Annotated in this window: 21 protein-coding genes; 8 read left to right on the top strand and 13 right to left on the bottom strand. The window is 68.5% G+C overall.

From position 1 onward, the window contains the following. Positions 1 to 205 precede the first annotated feature (205 nt). A complete protein-coding gene (locus tag ABZX22_RS23535; RefSeq protein WP_354912641.1) occupies positions 206 to 763 on the bottom strand; it encodes a vitamin K epoxide reductase family protein in 558 nt (185 codons plus the stop codon). A gap of 62 nt (positions 764 to 825) precedes the next feature. After that, a complete protein-coding gene (locus tag ABZX22_RS23530; RefSeq protein WP_354912639.1) occupies positions 826 to 1620 on the bottom strand; it encodes a thioredoxin domain-containing protein in 795 nt (264 codons plus the stop codon). Between the two features lie 568 nt (positions 1621 to 2188). On the opposite strand from ABZX22_RS23530, the gene ABZX22_RS23525 reads away from it, so the two are divergent. Further along, positions 2189 to 2935 (top strand): sigma 54 modulation/S30EA ribosomal C-terminal domain-containing protein, encoded by a 747-nt coding sequence (locus ABZX22_RS23525; protein WP_354912637.1) that lies wholly within the window; start codon positions 2189 to 2191, stop codon positions 2933 to 2935. A gap of 149 nt (positions 2936 to 3084) precedes the next feature. Here ABZX22_RS23525 and ABZX22_RS23520 read toward each other — a convergent pair whose 3' ends face one another. The 3 genes from ABZX22_RS23520 to ABZX22_RS23510 are packed head-to-tail and all read right to left on the bottom strand — an operon-like array spanning position 3085 to position 5301. Continuing rightward, positions 3085 to 4320: a DUF6596 domain-containing protein gene (locus ABZX22_RS23520; protein WP_354912635.1), complete on the bottom strand. Its 1236-nt coding sequence runs from the start codon at positions 4318 to 4320 to the stop codon at positions 3085 to 3087. Then, a complete protein-coding gene (locus tag ABZX22_RS23515) occupies positions 4317 to 4640 on the bottom strand; it encodes a YciI family protein (RefSeq protein ID WP_354912633.1) in 324 nt (107 codons plus the stop codon). Before ABZX22_RS23515 ends, ABZX22_RS23520 begins: the two co-directional genes overlap by 4 nt. A 52-nt stretch (positions 4641 to 4692) precedes the next feature. Beyond that, positions 4693 to 5301, bottom strand: coding sequence for a dihydrofolate reductase family protein (locus ABZX22_RS23510; protein ID WP_354912631.1), 609 nt, complete (start codon positions 5299 to 5301; stop codon positions 4693 to 4695). A 278-nt stretch (positions 5302 to 5579) separates the two neighbouring features. Here ABZX22_RS23510 and ABZX22_RS23505 point away from each other — a divergent pair, with 278 nt between their 5' ends. Then, positions 5580 to 5762: a hypothetical protein gene (locus ABZX22_RS23505; RefSeq protein WP_354912629.1), complete on the top strand. Its 183-nt coding sequence runs from the start codon at positions 5580 to 5582 to the stop codon at positions 5760 to 5762. A 606-nt stretch (positions 5763 to 6368) separates the two neighbouring features. Here the strand turns inward: ABZX22_RS23505 and ABZX22_RS23500 are convergent. Beyond that, a complete protein-coding gene (locus ABZX22_RS23500) occupies positions 6369 to 8150 on the bottom strand; it encodes a serine/threonine-protein kinase (protein WP_354912627.1) in 1782 nt (593 codons plus the stop codon). Positions 8151 to 8545: 395 nt separating this feature from the next. On the opposite strand from ABZX22_RS23500, the gene ABZX22_RS23495 reads away from it, so the two are divergent. Then, complete coding sequence (locus ABZX22_RS23495) at positions 8546 to 9226, top strand: hypothetical protein (protein WP_354912625.1); 681 nt, start codon at positions 8546 to 8548, stop codon at positions 9224 to 9226. A gap of 295 nt (positions 9227 to 9521) precedes the next feature. Here ABZX22_RS23495 and ABZX22_RS23490 read toward each other — a convergent pair whose 3' ends face one another. Further along, complete coding sequence (locus ABZX22_RS23490; protein ID WP_354912623.1) at positions 9522 to 9851, bottom strand: STAS domain-containing protein; 330 nt, start codon at positions 9849 to 9851, stop codon at positions 9522 to 9524. Between the two features lie 412 nt (positions 9852 to 10263). Here ABZX22_RS23490 and ABZX22_RS23485 point away from each other — a divergent pair, with 412 nt between their 5' ends. From ABZX22_RS23485 to ABZX22_RS23470, 4 genes are all read left to right on the top strand, one after another. Further along, entirely contained in the window at positions 10264 to 10536 is a 273-nt protein-coding gene (locus tag ABZX22_RS23485; protein ID WP_354912874.1) for a DUF6766 family protein, read from the top strand. A gap of 461 nt (positions 10537 to 10997) precedes the next feature. Continuing rightward, the gene (locus ABZX22_RS23480; protein WP_354912621.1) at positions 10998 to 11219 is read left to right on the top strand and encodes a DUF2795 domain-containing protein; all 222 of its coding nucleotides are present in this window, start codon (positions 10998 to 11000) and stop codon (positions 11217 to 11219) included. A gap of 943 nt (positions 11220 to 12162) precedes the next feature. After that, positions 12163 to 12579 (top strand): STAS domain-containing protein, encoded by a 417-nt coding sequence (locus tag ABZX22_RS23475; protein ID WP_354912619.1) that lies wholly within the window; start codon positions 12163 to 12165, stop codon positions 12577 to 12579. A 738-nt stretch (positions 12580 to 13317) separates the two neighbouring features. After that, the gene (locus tag ABZX22_RS23470) at positions 13318 to 13971 is read left to right on the top strand and encodes a SigB/SigF/SigG family RNA polymerase sigma factor (RefSeq protein ID WP_354912617.1); all 654 of its coding nucleotides are present in this window, start codon (positions 13318 to 13320) and stop codon (positions 13969 to 13971) included. A 222-nt stretch (positions 13972 to 14193) separates the two neighbouring features. Here ABZX22_RS23470 and ABZX22_RS23465 read toward each other — a convergent pair whose 3' ends face one another. The 6 genes from ABZX22_RS23465 to ABZX22_RS23440 all read right to left on the bottom strand — a co-directional run bounded on the left by ABZX22_RS23465 (position 14194) and on the right by ABZX22_RS23440 (position 20743). Next, positions 14194 to 15672: an AMP-binding protein gene (locus ABZX22_RS23465; RefSeq protein WP_354912615.1), complete on the bottom strand. Its 1479-nt coding sequence runs from the start codon at positions 15670 to 15672 to the stop codon at positions 14194 to 14196. Beyond that, positions 15669 to 16892, bottom strand: a complete 1224-nt coding sequence (locus tag ABZX22_RS23460; protein WP_354912613.1) for a cytochrome P450 — start codon at positions 16890 to 16892, stop codon at positions 15669 to 15671. Before ABZX22_RS23460 ends, ABZX22_RS23465 begins: the two co-directional genes overlap by 4 nt. Next, complete coding sequence (locus ABZX22_RS23455) at positions 16889 to 18613, bottom strand: amidohydrolase family protein (protein WP_354912611.1); 1725 nt, start codon at positions 18611 to 18613, stop codon at positions 16889 to 16891. The genes ABZX22_RS23460 and ABZX22_RS23455 overlap by 4 nt, the downstream gene beginning before the upstream one ends. A gap of 107 nt (positions 18614 to 18720) precedes the next feature. Beyond that, positions 18721 to 19551: an SDR family oxidoreductase gene (locus ABZX22_RS23450; RefSeq protein WP_354912609.1), complete on the bottom strand. Its 831-nt coding sequence runs from the start codon at positions 19549 to 19551 to the stop codon at positions 18721 to 18723. Then, positions 19548 to 20060, bottom strand: coding sequence for a CoA transferase (locus ABZX22_RS23445; RefSeq protein WP_354912607.1), 513 nt, complete (start codon positions 20058 to 20060; stop codon positions 19548 to 19550). Before ABZX22_RS23445 ends, ABZX22_RS23450 begins: the two co-directional genes overlap by 4 nt. Before the next feature lie 203 nt (positions 20061 to 20263). Next, positions 20264 to 20743 carry a hypothetical protein gene (locus ABZX22_RS23440; protein WP_354912605.1) on the bottom strand — a complete coding sequence of 160 codons (480 nt, stop codon included), beginning with the start codon at positions 20741 to 20743 and terminating at the stop codon, positions 20264 to 20266. Between the two features lie 150 nt (positions 20744 to 20893). Between ABZX22_RS23440 and ABZX22_RS23435 the strand changes: the two genes are divergently transcribed. Further along, on the top strand, positions 20894 to 22285 hold the full coding sequence (locus ABZX22_RS23435; protein ID WP_354912603.1) for an MFS transporter: 1392 nt from the start codon (positions 20894 to 20896) through the stop codon (positions 22283 to 22285). The last annotated feature ends 84 nt before the right edge of the window (positions 22286 to 22369 follow it).

The following is a 22369-nucleotide window of genomic DNA, read 5'->3' as shown; positions in this document are numbered from 1 at the left end:
CCCGCTGCCCCGCAGGAGACAGGTTCAGGCTGCTTGGTGACGCCCCGTGCCAGGTGAGCGCCACGCCGGTGGCGAGCAGAACGGGCAGGGACACCGCGGTGAAGATCCCGAAGCGGCGGCCGACCGCGGTCAGCACCTATCCTTTCCTTGGGAACCTCCGAGCGGCCATGCGTTCCGTGCCCGCTCGCGCGGGATACCGGCAACGCTAGCCGAACAGCGTCCAGCCGTACTTGAGCACGACGACCAAGATCATGATCAGGATCCAGATCGTGACGGCGATGGCGTCCAGGTCGGCGTCGATGGCCCTGGCCAGCGCCTTCTGTACGCGGCGGGGCAGGAACAGGTTGCCGTCGCGGACGTTCACGTGTGTCAGCGTCGACCACACCAGCGTCGTGGACACGGTCACCAGCAGGCACCACGGGCACAACGCGCCGATCACGTACATGGACTGGGACAACAGCCAGTACGCGAAGATCAGGCCGAGTGTGTAGATCACCTGCGCGGCGAACATGAACCAGCGCGGGAACCGCACCCGGCCCAGGCTCGCCGCCGCGATCGTGATCACGACCGGCTCGGCCACCAGCCCCAGGAAGGCGTTCGGGAAGCCTAACAGGTGCGCCTGCCAGGAACTGCCGACCGCGCCGCAGCTGACGACGCTGTTGATGTTGCAGGACAGATCCGCGCCCGGGTCGGCCGCCAGGCGCACCGCGTCGATCGACAGCACGAAGGACGCAGTCAGGCTCAGGCACGCCGACAACAGCATCGTTCCGAAGATCCAAGCGTTGGAGTGCCGGAACACGTGCACGCGGTGGAGGACCGTTGCCACTACTGGCCCTTGGCCGCGGTCACGGCTGCCGTCAGCGCGCCCGCCGTGGAGAGGTCGCCCTCGAACACCTTGCCGTTGATCTTCACAGTCGGCGTGCCCGAGATCCCCGTGTTGAACACGGCCTGCGTCGAGGTTGTGATCCACGGCTCGAAGCTGCGGTCGGTGAAGGCGTCCACCACGTCCGCCGAAACCCCGGCATGACGGGCCAGCGTGGCGATCTCGTCGTCAGACAGGCCGCGGCTGCCCTCCTCGGGCTGGTTGGCGAACAGCGCCGCATTGAAGGCCAGAACCTTGTCCGGCGCCCGATCGGCGACGGTGGCGACGGCGTTGGCCGCCCGCGTGGAGTACTTCGCGCCGCTGGAAGCCTGATCCAGGAACGACAGCGGGTACAGCTCCAGCCGCACCGTCCCGTCGGCCACCATCTTGTCCAGCTCGCGGCTGTTGGCCTGCTCGAAGCGCCCGCAGTACGGGCACATGTAGTCGAGGTAGACCTCGAGCCGCACGGGCGCGGCCGTGCTGCCCAGGGCCAGCGCCCCGCCGGCCGTCGCGATCGCCGGGGCCTTGCCTCCCTGCGCCGCCGGGGAGCTGTCGTTACCCGCCGCGTTGATCAAGCTGATCACGATGGCGACCAGTAGCCCCACGATGATCAGCCCGCCGCCGGCGGCGACCAGGCGGGTGCGTTTTTTCCTTCGCCGCTCGGCGGCAGCCCGGGCGTTGCGTAGCTCGCGGGACTTGATTCGTGCCTCGGTGGTCATGCTCTCGTTTTCCTCGCTGGACGAAAGATCGAGCGCCACGCGACACGTCGCCACCATTCCTGAACCACGCTCAGCCCTGGCCGGATGCCTCTCCCCGACGCCCGCCGCCCAGCTTGGAGCACACCGCCGCGCCCACACCCGGGCCGAAGGTCCCAACCCTGTGGACCTTGGTCCTGGATCGGACGTCACCGAGGCAATCGGGACGAGATCCGGTACGTGCCCAGCGGTCAAGCGCCGCACGGGCCACCACGACGCCGTTGCACCTGTTCCGCCAGTTCTCCTTCCCCGGCGGCGTCCCCAGCCACGTTGCGCCGAGACGCCCGGCTCCCTCCACGAGGATGGCTTCGAGGGCGAGCAACGCCGCGCGCCCGCCGGAGGGGTCCGACTCCGTCACCAGGATCCGCATGCGACCACCTTGTCGTCTGCCGTCACCCTTCGGCAGAGACCGAAGTCCGTTGTACAGCAGGCTGGAAAACGTCGTCTCTCAGGCCCCTTCCGTCGCACAACCAACGTCCTTGCGCAGTGATGACGAAAGTCCCTGGCAGCGATATCCGGACCGGCCAGAGGGTGGAGGCATCAGCAACGGATGCGAAGAAGGTGCTCACGCATGAGGCACAGGCCCATCGCTCTTGATCCCGCCGACGTGCAGGTCAAGATCCGTGGCGGGATACGACCTGCCGACGTCAGGCGCGCGAGGGAAACCGTGGCCCACCTGGCGCGGCTCGCCCACGAACCGGTGCTCGGCGCGAAGGTCAAGCTGGCCACCGCCCCCGGGCTGGCGGTGAAGCAACGGACGGCGGAGGCCGTCCTGGACGTCCAGGGGCGACTCATCAGAGCCCAGGCCAGCGCCGCCTCCACGCGCACGGCCATCCACCTGCTCGGCGACCGCCTGCGGACCCGGCTGCTGGAGACCACCAGGGACTGGGAGAACCGGCGGGGGCGCCACCAGCAGCGTCCGGCCGGGCATGCCGGCGGGGAGCGGCGGGTCGTGCGGTCCCTCGCGGCGGCCCGTGCCGTGCCCGACGAGGCGGTGGTGGACATGGAGGAGCTCGACTACGACTTCCTGCTGTTCATCGAGGACGCGACGGGTCAGGACAGCGTCGTCTACCGCACCGGCGACGGCTACGGGCTCGCCCAGGTCGAGCCCCGGCCGGACCTGCCGTTGCCGATGTGCGCGGCGATCTCGGTCAGCCCGTCGCCCGCTCCTCGGCTCACTGTAGAGGAGGCCGTCGAACGGCTGGAGCTGACCGGGTTCGCGTTCGTCTTCTTCGCCGACGCGGACACCGGCGCCGGCCGGCTCGTCTACCGCCGTGACGACGGGGACTACGGCCTGGTCAGCACCGCTCACGCCTGACGTCCCTCCGAAACGGACCGCGGCCCCCCATGGCGCGAGAGGGGCTGCGGTCGTCCGGCGCATGGAGCGGTCCGTAGGTCGCGGTAACGATGGCTTCGAAGCAGAGCGCCTTTCATCGCTGCATCAAGTGCGCTCTTCAAGGGCGGGCGCTACTGCAGTTGGTCGCGGCGGCGGGTGAGGTAGGCGGTCTCGCCGGTGTTGCCGGCCAGCTCGATGGCCCGGTCGTAGGCCGCGCGTGACTGCTGACTTCGGCCCAGCCGGCGCAGCAGGTCGGCGCGGGTGGCGTGGTAGGCGTGATAGCCGGCCAACGCCTCGGCGAGGCGGTCAACGATGGCCAGGGCCACCTCCGGCCCGTCGAGCTCGGCCACGGCGATGGCCCGGTTGAGAGCGATGATCGGCGAGGGGTCGAGGCGGACGAGCTGGTCGTAGAGGGCGAGGACCTGCGACCAGTCGGTGTCGCGGATGTCGCGGGCGGAGGTGTGCACGGCGTTGATCGCGGCGAGGATCTGGTAGCGACCCGGAGCCACCCCGGCGGCGGCAGCGGCCAGGCGCTCGCGCGCCAGCCGGTGACCTTCGGCGATCAGTTCCGTGTCCCAGGCCCCACGGTCCTGCTCGTCGAGCGCGACCAGTTCGCCGTTCGCCGAGACCCGGGCGGTGCGGCGGGCCTCGGTGAGCAGCATCAGCGCCAGCAGCCCGGCCACTTCTCCGTCCTGCGGCAGGAGCGCGCGGATCAGTCGGGTGAGCCGGATCGCCTCGGTGGTCAGGTCGTGTCGTACGGGGTCGGTGTCGGGACCGCTGGCCAGGTAGCCCTCGTTGAAGACGAGGTACAGGACGGCGAGGACGCCGGAGACACGCGCCGGCAGATCCTCGGCGGCCGGCATCCGATAGGGGATGCGAGCCGCCTTGATCTTGGCCTTCGCGCGGGTGATGCGCTGCTCCATGGTGGTCCCCTGCACCAGGAAGGCACGGGCGATCTCGGGCACGGTCAGACCGCCGACCATGCGCAGCGTCAACGCCACGCGCGCTTCCACCGCCAGCGCCGGGTGACAGCAGGTGAAGATCAGCCGGAGCCGGTCGTCGTCGATGGCGCCCAGCGGCTCGGGCGGGGCCTGGTCGTACAACATCTGCGCCTCCCTCTGCTTGTCGCCGCGCTTGTTCTCGCGCCGGACCCGGTCGATGGCCTCGCGGTTGGCGGTGGTGGTCAGCCAGGCGCCGGGGTTGGGCGGCACGCCGTCGGCCGGCCACCGCTCGACGGCGGTCGCGAACGCCTCGGCCGCTGCCTCCTCGGCGATGCCGAGGTCACCGAAGCGCCTGGTCAGGGCGGCCACCACCCGCGCCCACTCGGCGTGGTGGGCCCGGGTGATCGCCTCCTCGACGTCGCTCACTGGAACGGCCGCACCTCGATCTTCCGATCGCAGACCTTCGACGCCTCGGCCGCGAGCCTGAGCGCCACATCCAGATCGGGGGCCTCCCACACCCAGATGCCGGCGAGGTACTCCTTCGACTCCACGAAAGGCCCGTCGCTGAACACCGCCTGCTCGCCCCGGTTGTCGATGACCGTGGCCGCGTCGGTGTCCGCGAGTCCGCCCGCGAAAACCCAGTAGCCCTCGGCGATCAGTCGCTCGTTGAACGCGCTGATGGCAGGCCGCCTGTCCGTGCTGCCGGGATTGCTCTTGTCATCGATCACGGAAACCAGGTACCGCATCTGAAGATCATCTCCTGTGGTGTCAAGACAGCGTGGTTCGGTGGTAGGGACTTCAGGCCGTTGCACAGTGCGGGCGCCCGGCCGGCCGGTAGAGCTGGATCGTCACGCCCTTCGCGTCGACCCGCGACTCGACCAGGTCGAGCGCAAGATCCGGACCGGTCTCCGGGAACAGTCTCGCGCCCTGGCCGAGGATCACCGGGATCACGATCAGAGTCATCTCGTCGACCAGGTCGTTCTCCAGCAGCCACCGGGTCAGGATGCCGCTGCCGTGCACCTGCAGCTCCCGCCCGGGCTTGGCCTTCAGCTCGCTGATGGCCGCCGCGAGGTCGCCGCGGAGAACGGTCGTGTCCTCCCAACGCGGCGCGGTGAGCGTGGTCGAGGCGACGTACTTGGGGGCCTCGTTCAAGGCCACGCCGATGGGATGTGCGCGCATCTGGTCGACTGATCCCCAGGAGCCGGCGAACAGCTCGTAGGTGCGCCGGCCGAACAGGAACGCCTCGGCGCGCTGGTAGGTCTGCGTGATGAACGTCCTGGTCTGGTCGTCACCGGCCCCCAGCGCCCATCCGCCGCGCTCGAATCCGTTCCTGCGGTCATCCGACGCGGCGCCGTTTCCCTGCATCACTCCATCGATGGTGACCTGCGTCATGGTCGTCAGCTTCATGATCGCGGTTCCTTTGCCTTGGCGCCGCCCCTTGCGGGCGGCCTCATCCCTGCTACGAACACCACCGCCCCGATCCGACACTTCCTCCCGGACTTCTTTGAAGAATTTTCCGGGACGCCGGTCGTCAGCGATCCGACAGCACGACAGTGTCGCGGCGACCGCGCTCGGTACCCCTTGCGACACTCAACCTGTCCGATATCAAGGCGTAGTCGCACGGCTACGAGCAGCAGGCGAGGCGATGACCGACGACGGCGAGCACCTCAGTTAGGAGTAGCCAGGTGTCCGGGCTGGGCGACGACTCCGTCGCCCAGGGGGCCATCCGGATAGCGCTGGACCAGGTCGAGGCTCAACTGCTCCTCACCGGGAACGGTCACTCAGATCGCGACGCCCGCTTCGGCACCCTCCCCGCCGGAGCGGATCTGGAGGCGATCATCGACCGGGTTCGAGAGTCCAGGACATGAGCAGCTTGGCCGAGTAGAACGGGTCGTCCTCGATATCGGGCACGGCCTCGGCGGCCGGCCGCTCGTAGCGTGGATCGTCCGGCGTGATCGCAGCGCGCCGTCGGCGGCCAGGCCACGCGCCGTGACGATGCGTGCACCAGTATGTCTCTGTTCTCCAACCGGATCAGGGTCACAGCGCCTCCTTTGTCGGCCCTGTGACCCTGATGTCGTGTTTGATGGCGCCCTCACTACGTTCGGTCACAGCGTGTTCCTCCCGTGGTAGCACCAGACCTGGCAGCACCAGACCGCCCTGGCGACCGAGATTGGCGCCGGACAGCAGCCCGGCGAGCCGGGCGAGGCGGCTGCTGGCGCAGAGCGCGTAGCTCTCGGCCCACCACTCGATCGGGTCGTGCGGGTGCCCGAAACTCGGCCGGCGGGCCGATCTGGGGTTTGTCGCTGTTCATGCCGTTGCGGCTGGTTTATCTGATCTTGGTTAGGCTCCGGGTGGGTGGTGCTGCTGGGGCGCTCGCAGAGGTCGAGGATGCGGGCTGCCGGTCCGTCCTCGGTCGACTGGGGACGGCCTGTCTGCAATTCCCTGTGACCGGGTTCCGGCCCCACGCCGTCCGATCACTGTCCGTCCTGGTAGACCAGGGGGCCTGACTCCTTGAACGCCGCACGCGAGGCGTCCTTGAGCCACTTCGACGCGCTGGAGTCTCTGGTGAGGTTCGTGTAGACGGCCAGGGTACGGATCACATATCGGCCGGTCTGCCCGGTCCACGAGTACAACTGCACGTTCCACCAGTTCGAGGTATAGCAGATGCCGGTCGATCCCGGCCCCGTTTGGGGGCACCGGATCCCCCAGTCCTGCACGTAGACGTTCTTGAGCCTCGAGTACGCGGTGCCGGCCCTGCCCGAGTCCTTCAGCGGAACGACCCAGACGGTCACCATGATGCGCCCGTTCGGAGCGCCCGAGCTGATATAGGCACCCACCGCCATGTCGTCGCAGCGTGCCTTGCGGAGTGCGGACTTGACTCTGGCGTCGGGCCACGGGCTCGGGCAGTCCTCCACCCCAAATGCCTTGCGGCTGAAACGCACCCCCTTGGCGCTCGTGAAGGACTGCGGAAGCAGGGCGTCGGCCGTGATCGGGGTCGGGTCGGTGCTCTCCTTGTTGAGGTCCGCGGGGTTGAACGACTCCTCGGTCGGCTCCTCCGAAGCTGTCTGAGAAGGCGTCTGCGAAGGCGTCTGAGAAGGCGTCTGCGAAGGTGTGTCGGAAGGGCTCGGTTCGGGGGAGTAGGCGGAGACGGGCTGGGAGGTGGAGGAATGACCGGCCGACAGCGCTCCCCGGACCGCGTTCTTGACTACGGCCCGCACGCCCACCACGGCCAGCACCAGGGCAACTGCTCCAGCGCCGACGGCGAGGCCGATCTTCTTCGACCGGCCGCCGCCGCTGGGCGGAGGCTGGGGAGGGACACCCCACCCAGGCTGCCCAGGCGGCTGCGCCCAGCCGGCAGGCCCGTTCTCCTGCGTCGACGGGTGCGGCCGGAGAGCGAGTTGCTCGGCCTCCGGCATGCCCATCGTGGCGTGCGCGGTGGGCCACTGCGCGAGTGGGGCGGGAGCCTCGTCGCCGGTCAGGCGGCGCAGCAGGGCGGCGGCGCTCGGCCGGGCCGCGGGGTCCTTGGCCAGACAGGCCGCCAGCGCCGGGCGTAGCTCCTGCGGCACGGCCGACAGGTCGGGTTCGCGGGTCAGGATGGCGTGCATGATCACCGGAAGGGTGTCTCCACTGAAGACCTGCTGCCCGGTGGCCGCGTAGATCATGGAGGTCGCCCAGCTGAACAGGTCGGCCGCCGGGGTGATCGGCGCCCCGCCGAACTGCTCCGGCGCCATGTAGACGGGGGTGCCCACCACGCTGTGCGTGGCCGTCTGGGCGGTCACCCTGGCAATCCCGAAATCGATCACCACGGGCCCTTCCGGCCCCATGATCACGTTGTGCGGTTTGAAGTCACGGTGGACTATCCCGGCCCGGTGGATGGCTGCCAGCGCGGTGAGCGTGGTCACCGCGAGCCGCTCCAGCCCGCTGCCCGAACGTGGACCCTCGGTCCTGACCAGCAGGTCGAGTGACGGGCCTGGGATGTGTTCACTGACGATGTATGGCTGGCCGCCCGCCAGGCCCGTGTCCAGCACGCGCGCCGTACAGAACGGAGCAACCCGGCGAGCCGCCTCGGCTTCGCGCAGGAACCGGCGGCGCGCGTTCTCATCCGCCGCGGCTCCAGCGTGTAACACCTTTATCGCGACCTGTTCGTTGGACGCCCCCTGGCCCAGGTAAACCGTTCCCTGGCCGCCCCGCCCCAGTACACCAGCGAGCCGATAGGGGCCGATCTGACGTAAATCTTCCGGCGTGAGCGATTGCACAAGATCTCACCTTAGCGTTTGCTGGCAAGATCTCCTTAATGTCACACAATGGGGCAAGTCACTGCGAAGCCTTCGTGGCCGTTGGCAGCGATCTCGGCGCACCTGACGCGGTAAGGGCCGACGCCGTCGACGACCTGATGGGTGCTCACCGACTGCGGCTACGACCCCGACAAGTACCGCCGCCCAGAGGAATGAGTCCAGGAGATCTGGTCACGTTCAGTGGTCCCTACTGTTGTGACATCTGGGACTGACGGTGGAGGCCGTCATGCGGCGGGGCAGTGCTCGACGGCGAAGTGGTCTGATCAGGTTGTGGAGTAGTCCAAGCCGTAGAGGTCCGAGCTGGATTGCGCCGAAGGTCTGTCTGAGAGGCCTGCGCTGGGAGATGATGTCCAGCCATGGCTGATCATTCGCACTCGACACTTCCCAGGGCGCGACGTCCGGTCCTCGAACTCTCCATTGATCTCGGCGATCACCCTCCCCTGGAGCGTCTTACGCAATCCATGGTGGCGCTGAACGAGGTATGGCGGTTCGCGCTGAGAATCTCCCAGGGATCCCCCTCCTTTCCCGTAGCCTGGCATCCCGAGTTCGCCGCAATGTTGGCGGCGTACCGGCCCGAGAATTATGGCCACATCGGCGACGAGTACGAGATCGAACTGCATGAGTTGCTGGTGCGTCGGACGATCCTGGCCAGCCCGTGGGAGACCGTCCTCACCGTGGCGGCCAACCATTCAGGGGTCGTCATGTATGGCGGTGCGGCCCTCATCACGCTGGAGCGGATTCTCAAGATGCTCATGGATTGGCAGAGCCATAGATTGGCTCTTGAAGAACGCAGACACCAGCTTGAGCAAGAATCCGGGCCGACGGCGGCCCTGGAGGATGACGACGGTAGCTCTCCTGAGAGTGCGCCCGATGTCATCCGAGCGGTCGAGCGGTTCGTTTGGAAGTACGACCGTTTGGAAGCCGCTCCCATGGACCACGTCGACCGGGTCGCAGACTACTTCATCACCCTTGCGCAGGGAAGAATCCTTCGTGTCGAAGTGCGTCTGGAGCACGAGGACCCTACCGTCGAGCAGTGATCTCCTTATCGCGGTATTGCGCCACATCCCTAGGCAGACGAATACCCCGCCTCGAAGAGTGGCGCACTCGCATACTTCCCTCGGGCGATCAGCCGATTATCGCGTGCTGGATGTGAACCCGCGGTGGTCCGGTCGCCACCGGTGCCGGCAACGATGGACATGAGCAGGCCGACCACGGCGGTCATGCCTGCATCAAAGCGACGGCTGGCTGTGCCACATCCAACGCTGTGCCACATCCGACAGAGCACTGGAGTCATCGAGTCAGCGCTCTGCCCGCTCACATGCGGCTACGCGTTCAGCGCGGCACCTGTACAGGATCGATGGTGAATGCCTTGTAGAGCCGGGTGATGTCCAGCACCCGCTGGAGCACGCCCTGGACGTGGGACAGGCGCAGTCTGCATCCCGCTTGCAGGGCGGCACCCTGTATATGCAACAGCGCGCGTAGTCCCTCGGAGCCGCAGAACGTCAGCGCCGCAACGTCTACCTCGACGTAGCGGGGCCGATTCGACAAGGCCGTTTCCATAGCGTCCAGCAGCGTCGAGGTCGTGTTCACATCAAGCTCGCCAGCCAAGCACACCACCGAAAAGCCATCATGGACGTGCACATCGGCCGTAAGGACGGTCATGGATGACCTCCTTCTTCTATTGGAGGGGAGACGTGAGTCGCCCGCACGTCTCATGACCGACACGCGATCGTGCCGGCCCCCAACGCATCGCCGTGGACGCCCTTATGGCGGGCGATGCGTTCGGCTGATCCATGACCTCGATTCCGGGTCACTTCGACCCTGTGGGCGCCCTCCGACAAACCGGGGCCTAATCACGTGACGAAGCGACGGGATGCCGCTCAGCAGGCGGCTGAACCAGGCATTCATTCCCAACTCATTGATCCTTAACCCGCTTTGTGCGCATGCATCCCATACAGCTCAAAGCCCACCCCGCCCACCCCTTGCGAGGGACATTGTCGGCGACGGGCCGCCGGACTCGATGGGGGGCCAGGCGGCACGGGGTTCCGCGTAGCAGGCCTGTCGCCGGTAGGGCCTGCGTGATCGGGCTCGCCAGCGCCATTCCTGGCCGCACCCGTCGCGAGACCCGAGGCGCCTTGGTCAGGGCCAGTCGGAATACCTGCAGTTCCTGCTGTTCATCCTGGCCACGGTGTGGCTGGTCCAACGCGGCTCGCCCGAATTCAACGAACGTCACCTCGGCGCCGGCCTGGCCGCCATCGCCGGCTGGAACCGCCCGCGGTGCGCCCAGTGCCTTCTGCGCCTCCAGCAACCGGTCGAGATGTCCTTGGACGACCGGCGCACCGGATGAGGCTTTTGAGTGGTCCCCTGGTGCGCCGACGGCTGCGATGGCAACGACACCTGCAAGTCGCGCGCGGTCTGCTTGAGCGCGCGTCGAGTCTGGTGTGGTCGGTGACGAGATCAGCTCCGATCGACCGGACGACGTGGGCCTCTGCCGTGTCCTGTGCGGCGGTTCCGGCGGCGATCTCGGCGAGATTGCTTGGTGTGCCTGGGCCTTTCTGCCAAGCGGGGTGGCGCTGGGAACGGCGGGATGGCATCGGGTCCGTTCCGCTCCCCGTGCGTGAGCCGTGGTTTGCTCGCGTGGAGAGCAGGAGAGTGGACAACCGCCTCCGCCGAGCAGCTCACAATGTTTGCCCATGGTAATGCGGGTATGGGCTGTTATTCACTAGAGAGGGGACACCTGACATGGAACAACCCGGTGGCGGTAGCAGACACCATTCCACCCCACATGAGCCTCGATCGCCTGAGGGGATGAGCTCACAGCAGGTCGACAGCCGCAGCGAGCTGGCTAAGTGGATCAGCGGTACGCATGTGTTTCCCGCTGGCAGGGAAGAACTGCTGGAGCGGGCGCGGTCCGAGGCAGCGCCCGACACGGTGCTCTCTGCCATTCAATCGCTGCCCCCCGACCGTGTTTTCGAGAACATGGCGGATCTCAGCCGAGAGCTTGGTCTCGACGGAATCCAGCACGACTAGGCACATAACAGCGGATCTACCATTCACGGGCGCCCATCCTGGATGGGTTCCCGAGTCCTCGCATCAGGTCGGTAAGGACGGTCGAGACTTCCGCCAGGCGGCGAAATCATCGCTCGCCTGAGGCAGGCCAGCCGCAGTCGGCAACCCCGCTGGCGGAAACGACACTCCTGTGGGCAAGCAGGGCATGGGCGTCCGGGAGTCGGCACGTGCTCGCACCCAGAGCTCGTGCCCCGGCACGCTGGCGCCACAACGTCACGGTCAGCAATAACGTAGCGCGCTGGGTGAATAACCGAGCCTCCGGGTGCTGCTACTTCTCACCGACATCCCGGGCCCGATCAGACCCCGAGTGCCCCTTCGGAGCGGAACGTCCGGTCTCCCTGGCCGGCCTCGGTGCGCTCGACACCCGCGTGGTCCGGCGCTCCACCACATCGATCCGGCGCGGGCGCGGGCCGAGTTCGCCGGGGTCCGCGCCGCCGCCGAGCACGGCCCCTGGCGGTGGCCGATATCGGCGGCGACCTCGGCGCGCTGCCGATATCGGCCCGCACGCGACGTCCCAGGCGTCATATGACCCGGTGGTCGATACCGCACGTCCTCGGTGGTCATGACAGTCGGATGTGGTGTTCGGCAGCCCATCCGGGGTAGCACGACGGGACGAACGCTCCTGAGGAGGATGCAGCCGAGGAGACGAAAACCGCCGCTGGACGCGGTTCAGGACACGGAGGAATCCGTCCATCACCCCGTTCCGGCAGGCGCTGCGGCGTTGGGGAAGCGTCGGCGATCAGGCCACGCACGCGCGGACCTCGCCGGTCAGCCGAATCCCGCGGCGATGCCCAGTCCTCATCGACAAACGTTCCGCAGCAGAAAGCAGTCCGCCATCCTGAAGCTACGCATCGGTGCGAGCCGACTCCGCCGAACGCAGCCGTCTCGTAGAGAGTGCCGCAATATGACATCTCAACTACAAGGCCGTACACCCTTCACCGTCTCGACTCGCCGGTTCCGCACGGTCGCCTTGGTCCGTGTAGCGGGCGAACTCGACCTTGCCACCGCCCCCACATTGCGCGCGCATCTGCGCGCCGCGACAGCACCGTCGGCGTCCTCCGTGCTGATCCTGGATCTGTCGGGGGTGACCTTCTGCGACTCGGTCGGTTTGAGCGAGCTCATTGTGGCCTTGCAGCACAGTCAGAACAGAGGAAAACGGCTCGTGCTCAGCGGCGTTCCAGCGAGCCTGGACGACCTGCTGTACCGAACGGGCCTGCACAAGATTTTAGAACGGCGCGCCACCTGCGACGAGGCGCTGCGACATGTGAGAGAAACACGCCATGCCCACTCCGCGGGACACGACAGACGTCGCCCAGCGTAGTCGACCGCTACGCGACGGCGGTCGTCGCGTCGGCCAAGCCGGTGCCCAGGGCTCCGATAAGCAGCCGCCCGCCGCGTAGGCATTGCTGTCCATTCCAGATCTCATTGGCCAGTTTGACGGCGGGCCCGGGCATCTGGCCGGGCCCCAACACTGGCGTGGTTGGGAAGCAGTCAGCACCGGGGTGACGGGCGGTCTCTTCTTGATCATGGTGGCACTAGTGACCCGGACGAGACGATCCCGGGGCGCCGGTGCCGAAATCGGCCAGGTGGGCGTTCTCATGCGGGAGCGAGTGGGCAGCGTAGGGGCGTGCTCGATGGTCTACGCCGGTCGACTGCGGTGGTCGGCGAACGCTGGAGAGCTTCGAAGTCCTGGTTCCGGTGCATCTTGCCCGGCAGCGCTGCCGGCGCATCGTCGGACCTCGTCACGATTCTCCGCTGCAGCGGGTGCTCATTTCACGCGAGGAAGGTTTCCTGGGCCGATACGCGAAACGGGGGTCGATTCAGGAGGTAGCGACATGTCACTTATGGAGTGAAGGCGGCATAAATCGCCGCAACTCCGCTTGATCGTATGGTCGTGTCCAATGGCGACCCATCCGCGGCGGCGGCGCACCGCAAAGGAGCAGGATGACTGTCCAGGACATCACGCTCGACAGCATGGTCGTCGAAGACCTCCTGGCGGTCATGGCGGACGGGAACGTCGGGACCCGATCGGGAGCGTATACGTGAGCGTCTTGTCCAGATGTACAGCTGGCTGGCCACAGCGATAGCCCGGCGCTACCGCCATCGCGGCGAGCCCGTCGAGGACCTTCTCCAGGTGGCCTACCTCGGGTTGATGAAGGCTATCACCGGCTACGACGCCAGCCTGGGCCACGATTTTCGCGGCTATGCGGCCATCACGATGACCGGGGAGGTCAAGCGGCACTTCCGCGACCGAACCTGGGCTCTCAGGGTGCCCCACGTCTATCAGGAACGCCGTCCGGTGCTGAACCGGCTCGTGTCCGACCTGGCTCAGTCGCTACAACGCTCGCCGACCATCGCCGAGTTGGCCGCGCACATGCGGTTGACAGAAGAAGAGGTGCTGCTCACCCTCGATATGGCCACCGCCTACAGCACGTACTCCTTGGACGCCTACCTGGTCGGCGAGGGGGACGACCGCCACGTCGATCTCATCGCCGATCCGGACGATCGTCTGGAGACCTTCATCGACTCCCTGGCGGTCAAGCCCCTCATCGACGCGTTGCCGCCGCGTGAGAAGAACATCTTGCTGTTGCGCTACTACGGCAACCTCACCCAAGCCGAGATCGCCGACGAGGTCGGCATCTCCCAGATGCACGTCTCCCGCATCCTGCGGGCGGTGCTGAACAGACTGCGAGCCGGTCTCGCCGTCGGCTAGTGAACCGACTGCAGACCGGCGGCTGGACGGCGTGACAGCAGGACAGGCACCGGGTCGCTGGGCGCACGGGGCTGTCACAGGAGGGCGGCCAGTCCTAACCGCCCTACTGTGCCATGGGGGCCCTGGCCCAGGGTGCCCGGCTGATCAACGGCGTTCCCACCCCGCTGATCCGCCGCCTGGCCGAACGCCTCGGGTCTCCGTCTCCACGACTCGAACACGCTTCTATGCGACCAGCGTCCGCGCCCACGCGTAGTCGAGCTTGCCCACGGGTGTCCGCTTGATCTCGGGCACGATCCGCAGCGCTCGCGGGATCTTGTAACCCGCGAGCCGCCCGCGGCAGTGCTCGGCCAGCTCCTCCAGCGTCACCTCACCTGCGACCACTGCTGTCACCCGCTGGCCGAACCGCGGATCGGGCGTACCGATCACCAGCGCGTCGTACACCTTCGGGTGGCTGCGCACGGCGATCTCCACCTCCTCGGGGAACACCTTTTCCCCACCGGTGTTGATCACCGTCGAGCCCCGGCCGAGCATGAGCGCGGTGCCGTCCTCGTGCAGGATCGCCTGATCGCCCTGCAGCGCCCAGCGGGTCCCGTCCGGTCCGGTGACGAAGGTGCTCGCCGACTTCACCGGATCCTTGTAATAGCCGAGCGGGATGTTTCCTGATCTGGCCAGTACGCCCTGCTGGCCTGGCCGTACCGGGCGGTGATCGGGGCCGAGCACGGCGAAGCCGGGACTCAGCGCGAACCTGGGGCGCTCCTCCTCGGCGGCGGCCCCTACCGCGCCCGTCTCGGACCCGCCGTAGTTGTCGACGATCGTCGCGTCGGGCAGCGCCGCGCGGATCCTCTCGCGCGTCGTCGCCGACAGCGGGGCCCCGCCCGACCCCACCGAGAAGACCTCCAGCTGGTACGGCCGGCGCCCCAGTTCGTCGGCGACCGGCCTGACCATGCCGTCCCCGACGAACGTCAGCACCTGCGACCGCTCACGCTCGGCCAGCTCCAGCACCGCCACAGGGTCGAAGTGCCGCCCCGTCCAAAGGATCACCGTGCCGCCCGCCGACAGGCAGATCCAGGTGCTCCACTGCCCATTGCCGTGCATCAGCGGCGCGTGCACCTGGAAGCGCAGCCCCTCGGGCCCGAAGCGCAGCTCGGAGACATCCTTGATCGGCCCCGAGTACACGCTCATCGCCGCGAGATAGATGTCCTCCGAACGCCACAACACGCCCTTGGGCCGCCCGGTCGTGCCACCGGTGTAGAGGATGTACGGGTCGTCCCCCGACCGCGGCCCGAAGTCCCTGCCGCCCGGCACGCCCGCCAGCGCCCTCTCGTACGGCTCGCCGAAGGCCAGCACGGGACCGTCGAAGGGCGCCCTGGCCAGCAGATCGGCCTCGCCCAGCAATGCCACGCAGTCGGCGTCGCCGAGCAGGTGGCCCAGCTCCCGCTCCACGTAGCGATAGTTGACGTTGACCGGCGCCGCCCTGGCCTTGAAACAGCCGATCATGCTCTCCAGCCATTCCGCGCGGTTCCAGGACAGGATGCCCACGTGCTCGCCCGGCCGTACCCCTTGGACCTGGAGCCAGTGCGCCACCCGGTTGGCGCGCTCGTCCAGCTCGCGGTAGGTCAGCCGGTCCTCGCCCGCGACCAGCGCGAGCCGGTCGGGCACCGCGTCCGCGGCGCGCTCGAAGACGTCCGCGAGGTTGATCACCGAGCCTCCAGGACGATCGGGAAGGACGTGACGCCGCGCACGAAGGAGTTGCGCATCAGCCGCGGCCCCTCCGCGTCTGCCCACGCGGCCGAGCCGACCCTGGCCACCCACTCCTCGAAGAAGATCTTCAGTTCCAGCCTGGCCAGCGCCGCGCCGAGGCAGAAGTGCGTGCCCAGGCCGAAGGCGATGTGGCCGCCCGGCTTGCTGGTCACGTCGAACACGTCGGGGTCGGCGAAGACCGCCGGGTCGCGGTTGGCCGAGCCGTACATGAGCAGAACCTGCTGACCTTTCCTGATGGTGTGGCCGTGCAGCTCGGTGTCGCGGGTGGCGGCGCGGCACATGTTCAGGATGGGCGTGGTCCACCGGATGAACTCCTCGACCGCGTTCTCCATCAGCGACGGCTCCTCACGCAGCAGCCGCCACTGGTCCGGGTGCCTGATCAGCGCGTCGATGGCGGTGGCGATCACCGTGCGAGTGGTCTCCGCGCCGCCGTCGAGCAGCAGCAGCGCCTCGTTGGCCAGGTGCTCGTCGTCGTAGTCGGGCCGTGCCGACCACAGCGACATCAGGTCGTCGTGCGGGCACTTGCGGCGTTCGGCGGCCAGGTCGAGCACGGCCAGGCCGAACTCCCCGGCGGCGACAGCGGCCTCGTGAGTGACGTAGCGCAGGCCGCCCCCCGCCGCGATCGTCGTCTCCGACCAGTGCTTGAGCTTGGGCCAATCGGAGTCGGGGAAGCCGAGCAGCCAGCCGATCATCCGGGCGGGCAGCGGCGCGGCCAGCGCGGTCACCGCGTCCACCGTGCCCTCCTCCAGCGCCTGGCCTATCTGCTCGACCACCACCGCCCTGATCCGCTCGGCGTAGCGGTCGTGCACGTAGCGCGGGGTGAAGCGGCGGTAGACGAGGCGGCGGCGCTCGGCATGCCGCGGATCGTCTGTGCCGATCATGGAGGGGTCGGACGGCAGCTGCGGGCGGTAGCCGCCGGTGCTGGTCCAGAGCTTGGGGTCGCGCTCGATGGCGCAGATGTCGGCGTGGCGGGAGATGCCCCACAGGTCGTTCGCCTCGTCGTAGTGGACAGGGGAGTGCTCGCGCAGCCAGGCGTACAGCGACCACGGATCGTCCGCGTACATGTCGCCGTCGAGCAGGTCGATGCCGGTCCGGTGGCCGTCGGCCATGGCCTTCCTGCCCGCGATCACCACTTCCGTGGTCCTGAACAGTTCGCTCATGCTCCGCCCCTGATCAGCCGGCCGGGCAGTGCCCCGGTGTGCTCGCCGTGAGAGAAGGTCTGGATGCCGCCGACGAAGGTGGCGACGTAGCCGTCGGCCCGCTGGATGAGCCTGCGTCCGCCCGCGGGCAGGTCGTATACCATCCGCGGGCGGTGGTTGCCGACCCGCTCGAAGTCGATGAGGTTGAGGTCGGCCTTCATGCCGGGGGAGATCGTGCCGCGGTCGTGCAGGCCGTACAGCTGGGCGGTGTCGCGCGACATCAGCTTGACGACGTGCTCCAGCGGCAGCCGCGCACCGCGCGAGCGGTCGCGCGCCCAGTGGGAGAGCATCGTCGTGGGCATGGAGGCGTCGCAGATGAAGCCGCAGTGCGCGCCGCCGTCGCCGAGCCCGAGCACGGCCTGCGGGTGCAGCAGCATCTCGCGCTGGGGGTCCAGGTCGCCGTTGGCGTAGTTGAGTATCGGCAGAAGGAAGATCGCCTGGCCGTCGTCCTCCAGCATGAGGTCGTACAGCAGCTCGAGCGGCTCTCGGCCCTGGCGCTCGGCTTGAGCCTTGACGGAGGTGCTGGGGTGTGGCTCGTAGTCCGGATTTTCGGGATTCAGCGGATAGAGGCGGTCGGTGAAACCGCGGCAGAGGGCCGCGAGCACGTCCTCCTCCTTCGGGACCTCGTGGAGGATGCGGTGTTTGACCTGGGGTTCGCGCATGCGCTGGACACGTTCGTGGCGCGGCAAGGTGGAAATTTGCTGATATGAGGGGTGATCGGCGAAGGCGTGAAGCGCTTCGAGGCCGATCAGCATCCCGAACGGCCGGCAGGCCACCTGCGGGTGCAGCCGCGCCACCTTGGCCGACTCGCTCAGCAGCTCACGCCACAGGTCGGGCACCGAGTCGATCTGCAGCAGCGCGAAGGTCACCGGCCGGTCGACAGCCTCGGCCAGCCTGCTCATCCAGGAAACCTCCTTCATCGGCGCGTTGACGTCCTCGCCCGCGGCCCCGGCCGGTGCGATCTCGTAGACGCCCCTGCCGAGCTCGCGCAGCGCCTCGCCGATGCCGAACAGCTCGTCCTCCGCCGCGAACGTGCCCGGAACCGGCTCGCCGTCGATCGCCTTGTGCGCCAGCGTCCTGCTCGTCGAGAATCCCAGCGCGCCGGCCTCGATCCCCTCCTTGACCAGCTGCTTCATCCTGGCGACATCGTCGGGTGAGGCGGGCTCGTTGCGCGCGCCGCGCTCGCCCATCACGTACGCGCGCAGCGCGCCGTGCGGCACCTGAGTGCCGATGTCGAGGACGTGCGGGTGTCGCTCCAGCGCGTCGAGGAACTCGGGGAAGCTCTCCCACTCCCAGGCGATCCCCTCGGAGAGGGCGGTGCCGGGAATGTCCTCGACGCCCTCCATGAGGCCGATCAGCCACTCGCGCCGGTCGGGCCTGGCGGGTGCGAAGCCGACGCCGCAGTTGCCCATGACCACGCTGGTGACGCCGTGCCAGCACGAGGGACCGAGCAGCGGGTCCCAGGTGGCCTGGCCGTCATAGTGCGTGTGCAGGTCGACGAAGCCGGGCGTGAGCAGCAGCCCGTCCGCCTCGACGGTGCGCCGGGCGCGCCCCGGCCGGCCGGCGCCGTTCTGGCGGGCCACCTCGGTGATGCGGCCGTCCGTGACGGCGACGTCGGCGGTGTACGGCGGGGCACCAGTCCCGTCGACGACGGTGGCGGCGCGAATGACAAGATCGTGCATGGTCAGCTCCGGTGGGGGAGTGTCACGGAGCCGCCGCATCGCTCGCGCCGACGATGTGGCGGTCATACCGAAGTGTCCTGATGTGTCCGGCGCTGGCGCCGGACACATCAGGATGGGGTCTGCGTGGGTGTCACCCCTCTCAGGCCGTCGCGGCCGTAGGCGGGTTCGAGCCAGGGGGAGAAGTCGGGACCGCGGCGCAGCGAGTGGCCGCCGTCCACGTTGATGACCTGGCCGGTGATCCACGAGGCCTCGGGCGACAGGAGAAAGGTCGCCAGCGCGGCCACGTCCGCCACCTCGCCCACCCTGGGCAGCGGGGTGCAGGCCTGGTAGTCGGCCAGAACCGGGTTCTCCGCTTCGGTGATGATCGACACCATCTCGGTGCGGATCAGACCGGGACGGATCGCGTTTACCCGGACACCGCTGGGGCCGAGCTCGTCGGCGGCCAGCATGCACAGGTGGTCGATGCCCGCCTTGGCCACGCCGTACGGGCCGAACCAGCGGTGGGTGTTGGAGGCGGCGATCGAGGAGATCGCCACGAACGAGCCGCCGCCCGCCGTGGCCATCAGCGCGGCGGAGTGCTTGAGCGCCAGCATGGTGCCGGTCAGGTTCGTCGCGATGACCTTCTGCCACTCCTCGATCGGCAGTCGGGTGATCGGGCCCAGCCAGCCGGAGCCGCCCGCCGAGGCGACCACCCCGTCGAGGCGGCCACCCGCCTGCTCCCAGGCCCGCCGTACGGCCGCCGCCATCTGTTTCTCGTCGGCCACGTCGGCCACCACGTAGCTCGCCTTGCCGATCTCCGCGCAGGCGGCGGCCAGCCGGTCCTCGGTACGGCCGCAGATTGTCACGGCGGCGCCCGAGGCGGCAAGGCGCTTGGCGATGCCCAGCCCGATGCCGCTGCCGCCGCCGGTGACGAGCACTCCCTGGCCGCCGAGGTTCATGGCTGTTCCCTCCACAACGGCTCGTCGACGGTGAAAGCGCCCGGGATGTCGATCGGCGGCGCCGGCTTGTCGCCCTCGCGGCCGAGCATCGGCAGAACGCCGGAGACGGCGATGCGGTCGATGTCGTGCCCGGCGGTGGGTGCAGGCGGACCGTCCTGGCCCCAACCGGTCATCCGGCCGCAGATCAGCCTGGGGTTGATCGCGTGCAGGTCGTCCGGGCCGATGCCGAGCCGTTCGGTGACGTCCGGCCCGAACACCTCGATGAGCACGTCGGCCTGCTCCGCCGGCTCCTTGAAGGCGGCCACCCGGTCGGGGGTCTTGAGGTCCAGCCCGATGGTGTGCTTACCGCGGTCCATGACGTCGGCGCGCGGCTTGGTGGAGACCGTCTTGACGCGGTCGACGCGCAGCACCTCGGCGCCGTGGTCGACGAGCATCATCCCGGCGCACGGGCCCGGGGCGGCCCGGGCCGGCTCCAGCACCCGCACTCCGGCCAGAGGACCTTCAGGCATGGACATCTCCTCGACTGTAGGTCCGTACGGCTATCTCAAGCAAGCGCTTGGTAATGCGGTGTGCCGGGTTGGATGGTCTTCGTTCCGGACGTCGCCAGATTCGCCGAGCGTGCCATAGCCGCCGGAGCGCCTCCAGGAACTACGACATGCTCACGTTCCTGACCCGGCTCGGGTCGCCGAGCATTGACGCGCTCCCCGGCCGCTCATTGCCCCTGGACCGTGATGCGGTAGGCCAGCCGGAGGCCGGCCGACGCGTGCGCCGCGCCGCTGACCAGGAGCCAGCGCGCCGGACCGCCACGAGGATCGGGCGTGTAGGCGGCGGAGATCCGCTCCACGCCGATCGGGAAGTGCCCCGACGACTGCGTACCGGGCACGAACCACATCACCTGGGCCTCTGCCCAGATCAGCGGCGCCGGCACACCCTCGGCCAGCGGCGGCATGTCGGGCGGATAGAAGCCGAACTCCGTGGCCGGTTCGTTCGATCGCCACACCTGGATGCGGGCATTGTGGCCCACCCGGACGACACCGGAGTGGACGGTCGTGGTCGGCGTCAGGGCGAGCGCGGGGTTCGCGATCAGCTCGAGGATGTCGTAGGCCATCTCGAGAACGTAAGCCACTGCCACGGCTCGGCGATAGAGACTTCCGATGCGGCAGATCGGCGGCGGTGCGCGTTCACCTGACACACCTTGCCCTCCATCGGTACCTGCGTGCTCCGCCGGCGCGCCCGATCTGGAACGGCGTCCGGTGCCGGGAGCGGAGCCTCAAGACGGCGGCAGGCCCGGTGCGCAAATTTCTTCAAGACCGGGCAGGCGCGGACAGCCCATGCTGGCTGCGTGATCTCTCTTGCTCCTTCGCCGGTGGCGGGTGCGCGCCGCGGCCGGATGCTCGCCGTACTGCTCACCGGTCAGGTCATGGCGTCCATGGACGGCTCGATCGTGTCAGTGGCTGCGGAAACCATTCGCGGTGATCTTCACGCCGGTGGCGCGGCGATCCAGCTGATCGTGTCGGGCTACCTGCTGACCGTCGGCGTGCTCCTCGTCACGTGCGCGCGGGTCGGTGACGTCGTCGGGCAGCGGCGCGCGTTCCTGCTCGGGCTGGGCTGGTTCACCGGCGCATCGCTGCTGTGCGGGCTGGCTCCTGACGTGAACGTGCTGGTGCTCGCACGCATCGCGCAGGCCATGGGGGCGGCACTGCTCACTCCGCAGATCTTCTCGCTCATCCAGACGCACTGGGAGGGTACGGCACGCCGCAGAGCGATCGGCCTCTACAGCATGGTGCTCGCCCTGGGAGTCGCGCTGGGGCAGGTCGTCGGAGGGCTGGTCGTCAGCGCCGACCTCTTCGGCCTGTCCTGGCGGCCCGTCTTCCTGATCAACATCCCGATCGGCGTGATGGCGCTGGCCGTGGGGCCGCGCCTGCTGCCGCTCTCCCGCATGGACGGGCAGGCACGCCTCGATCTGGGTGGAGTGGCGGTACTGACCGCCGCCATGGCCGCCATCACGGTCCCGCTGATCTTCGGCCGCGAGCTCGGCTGGCCCGGTTGGGTCTGGATCTCGCTGGTGTGTGGTGCCGCGCTGACGGTGGGATTTGTCCGCTATGAGACCAGGGCGCGGTATCCCCTGCTGGACCTGGCATCGGTACGGCCGCGCGGGGTGAAGCCGGGGCTGGTGGCTTGTTGGACCGTCATGGGGTGCTACACCGTCTTTCTGCTCACCCTCACCCTGCACCTCCAGACCGCGCTGGGTTTCTCGCCGCTTCACGCGGGGCTGGCGTTCGTCCCGTACGCCCTGGGCTTCGGCGCGCTCAGCTTGAGCTGGACCCGATTCCCTCAGCGGCTGCAGCGCGCCCTGCCGATCGCGGGTCCGATCGCCTTCGCGGGCGGGGCGAGCCTGCTGGTGCTCTTCTGCCGCGATCAGTGGCAGCCGGTCGTGGCGATGCCGTTGCTGCTCCTGGCGGGGGCCGGGCACGCTGCCGGGTACAGCCCGCTGATCGCGCAGATCACAGCGCTGGTCGAGCCACGGCTGGCGTCAGCGATCTCGGCGTTGAACTCCACCGGGCCCATGCTCGCCGGGGTGACCGCCGTCGCCGGGCTCGGGAGCGTCTACTTCGCTGCGCCCTCCTCGGCCGACGGGCTCGTGCGGGTCGTCGTCGTGGTCGCTGTCCTGCTCGTGGGTGGGGCCGCGTGTGCCGTCGGGGTGGCTCGCCGTACCTCCTCGGGATCAGCGTGATCAGTACGATCAGATCGTCGAAGGGACGGCCGGCCGGCGCCGCGCGTGATCGTGCGAAAGTCGGGCCAGTCCCGGCCGCGGGTG

The sequence above is a fragment of the Nonomuraea sp. NPDC003804 genome, assembly GCF_040610675.1.
GTDB lineage: Bacteria > Actinomycetota > Actinomycetes > Streptosporangiales > Streptosporangiaceae > Nonomuraea.
Note: the sequence above shows the minus strand (reverse complement) of the source record. Positions and strands in the feature narration are given on the sequence as shown.

Bases quoted from the DNA above. Each gene is read 5' to 3' on its own strand.
- ABZX22_RS23535 (WP_354912641.1), bottom strand. From the start codon at position 763: ATGCTGTTGTCGGCGTGCCTGAGCCTGACTGCGTCCTTCGTGCTGTCG.
- ABZX22_RS23525 (WP_354912637.1), top strand. From the start codon at position 2,189: ATGAGGCACAGGCCCATCGCTCTTGATCCCGCCGACGTGCAGGTCAAG.
- ABZX22_RS23515 (WP_354912633.1), bottom strand. From the start codon at position 4,640: ATGCGGTACCTGGTTTCCGTGATCGATGACAAGAGCAATCCCGGCAGC.
- ABZX22_RS23510 (WP_354912631.1), bottom strand. From the start codon at position 5,301: ATGAAGCTGACGACCATGACGCAGGTCACCATCGATGGAGTGATGCAG.
- ABZX22_RS23495 (WP_354912625.1), top strand. From the start codon at position 8,546: ATGGCTGATCATTCGCACTCGACACTTCCCAGGGCGCGACGTCCGGTC.
- ABZX22_RS23490 (WP_354912623.1), bottom strand. From the start codon at position 9,851: ATGACCGTCCTTACGGCCGATGTGCACGTCCATGATGGCTTTTCGGTG.
- ABZX22_RS23480 (WP_354912621.1), top strand. From the start codon at position 10,998: ATGAGCTCACAGCAGGTCGACAGCCGCAGCGAGCTGGCTAAGTGGATC.
- ABZX22_RS23475 (WP_354912619.1), top strand. From the start codon at position 12,163: ATGACATCTCAACTACAAGGCCGTACACCCTTCACCGTCTCGACTCGC.
- ABZX22_RS23470 (WP_354912617.1), top strand. From the start codon at position 13,318: ATGTACAGCTGGCTGGCCACAGCGATAGCCCGGCGCTACCGCCATCGC.
- ABZX22_RS23460 (WP_354912613.1), bottom strand. From the start codon at position 16,892: ATGAGCGAACTGTTCAGGACCACGGAAGTGGTGATCGCGGGCAGGAAG.
- ABZX22_RS23455 (WP_354912611.1), bottom strand. From the start codon at position 18,613: ATGCACGATCTTGTCATTCGCGCCGCCACCGTCGTCGACGGGACTGGT.
- ABZX22_RS23450 (WP_354912609.1), bottom strand. From the start codon at position 19,551: ATGAACCTCGGCGGCCAGGGAGTGCTCGTCACCGGCGGCGGCAGCGGC.
- ABZX22_RS23445 (WP_354912607.1), bottom strand. From the start codon at position 20,060: ATGCCTGAAGGTCCTCTGGCCGGAGTGCGGGTGCTGGAGCCGGCCCGG.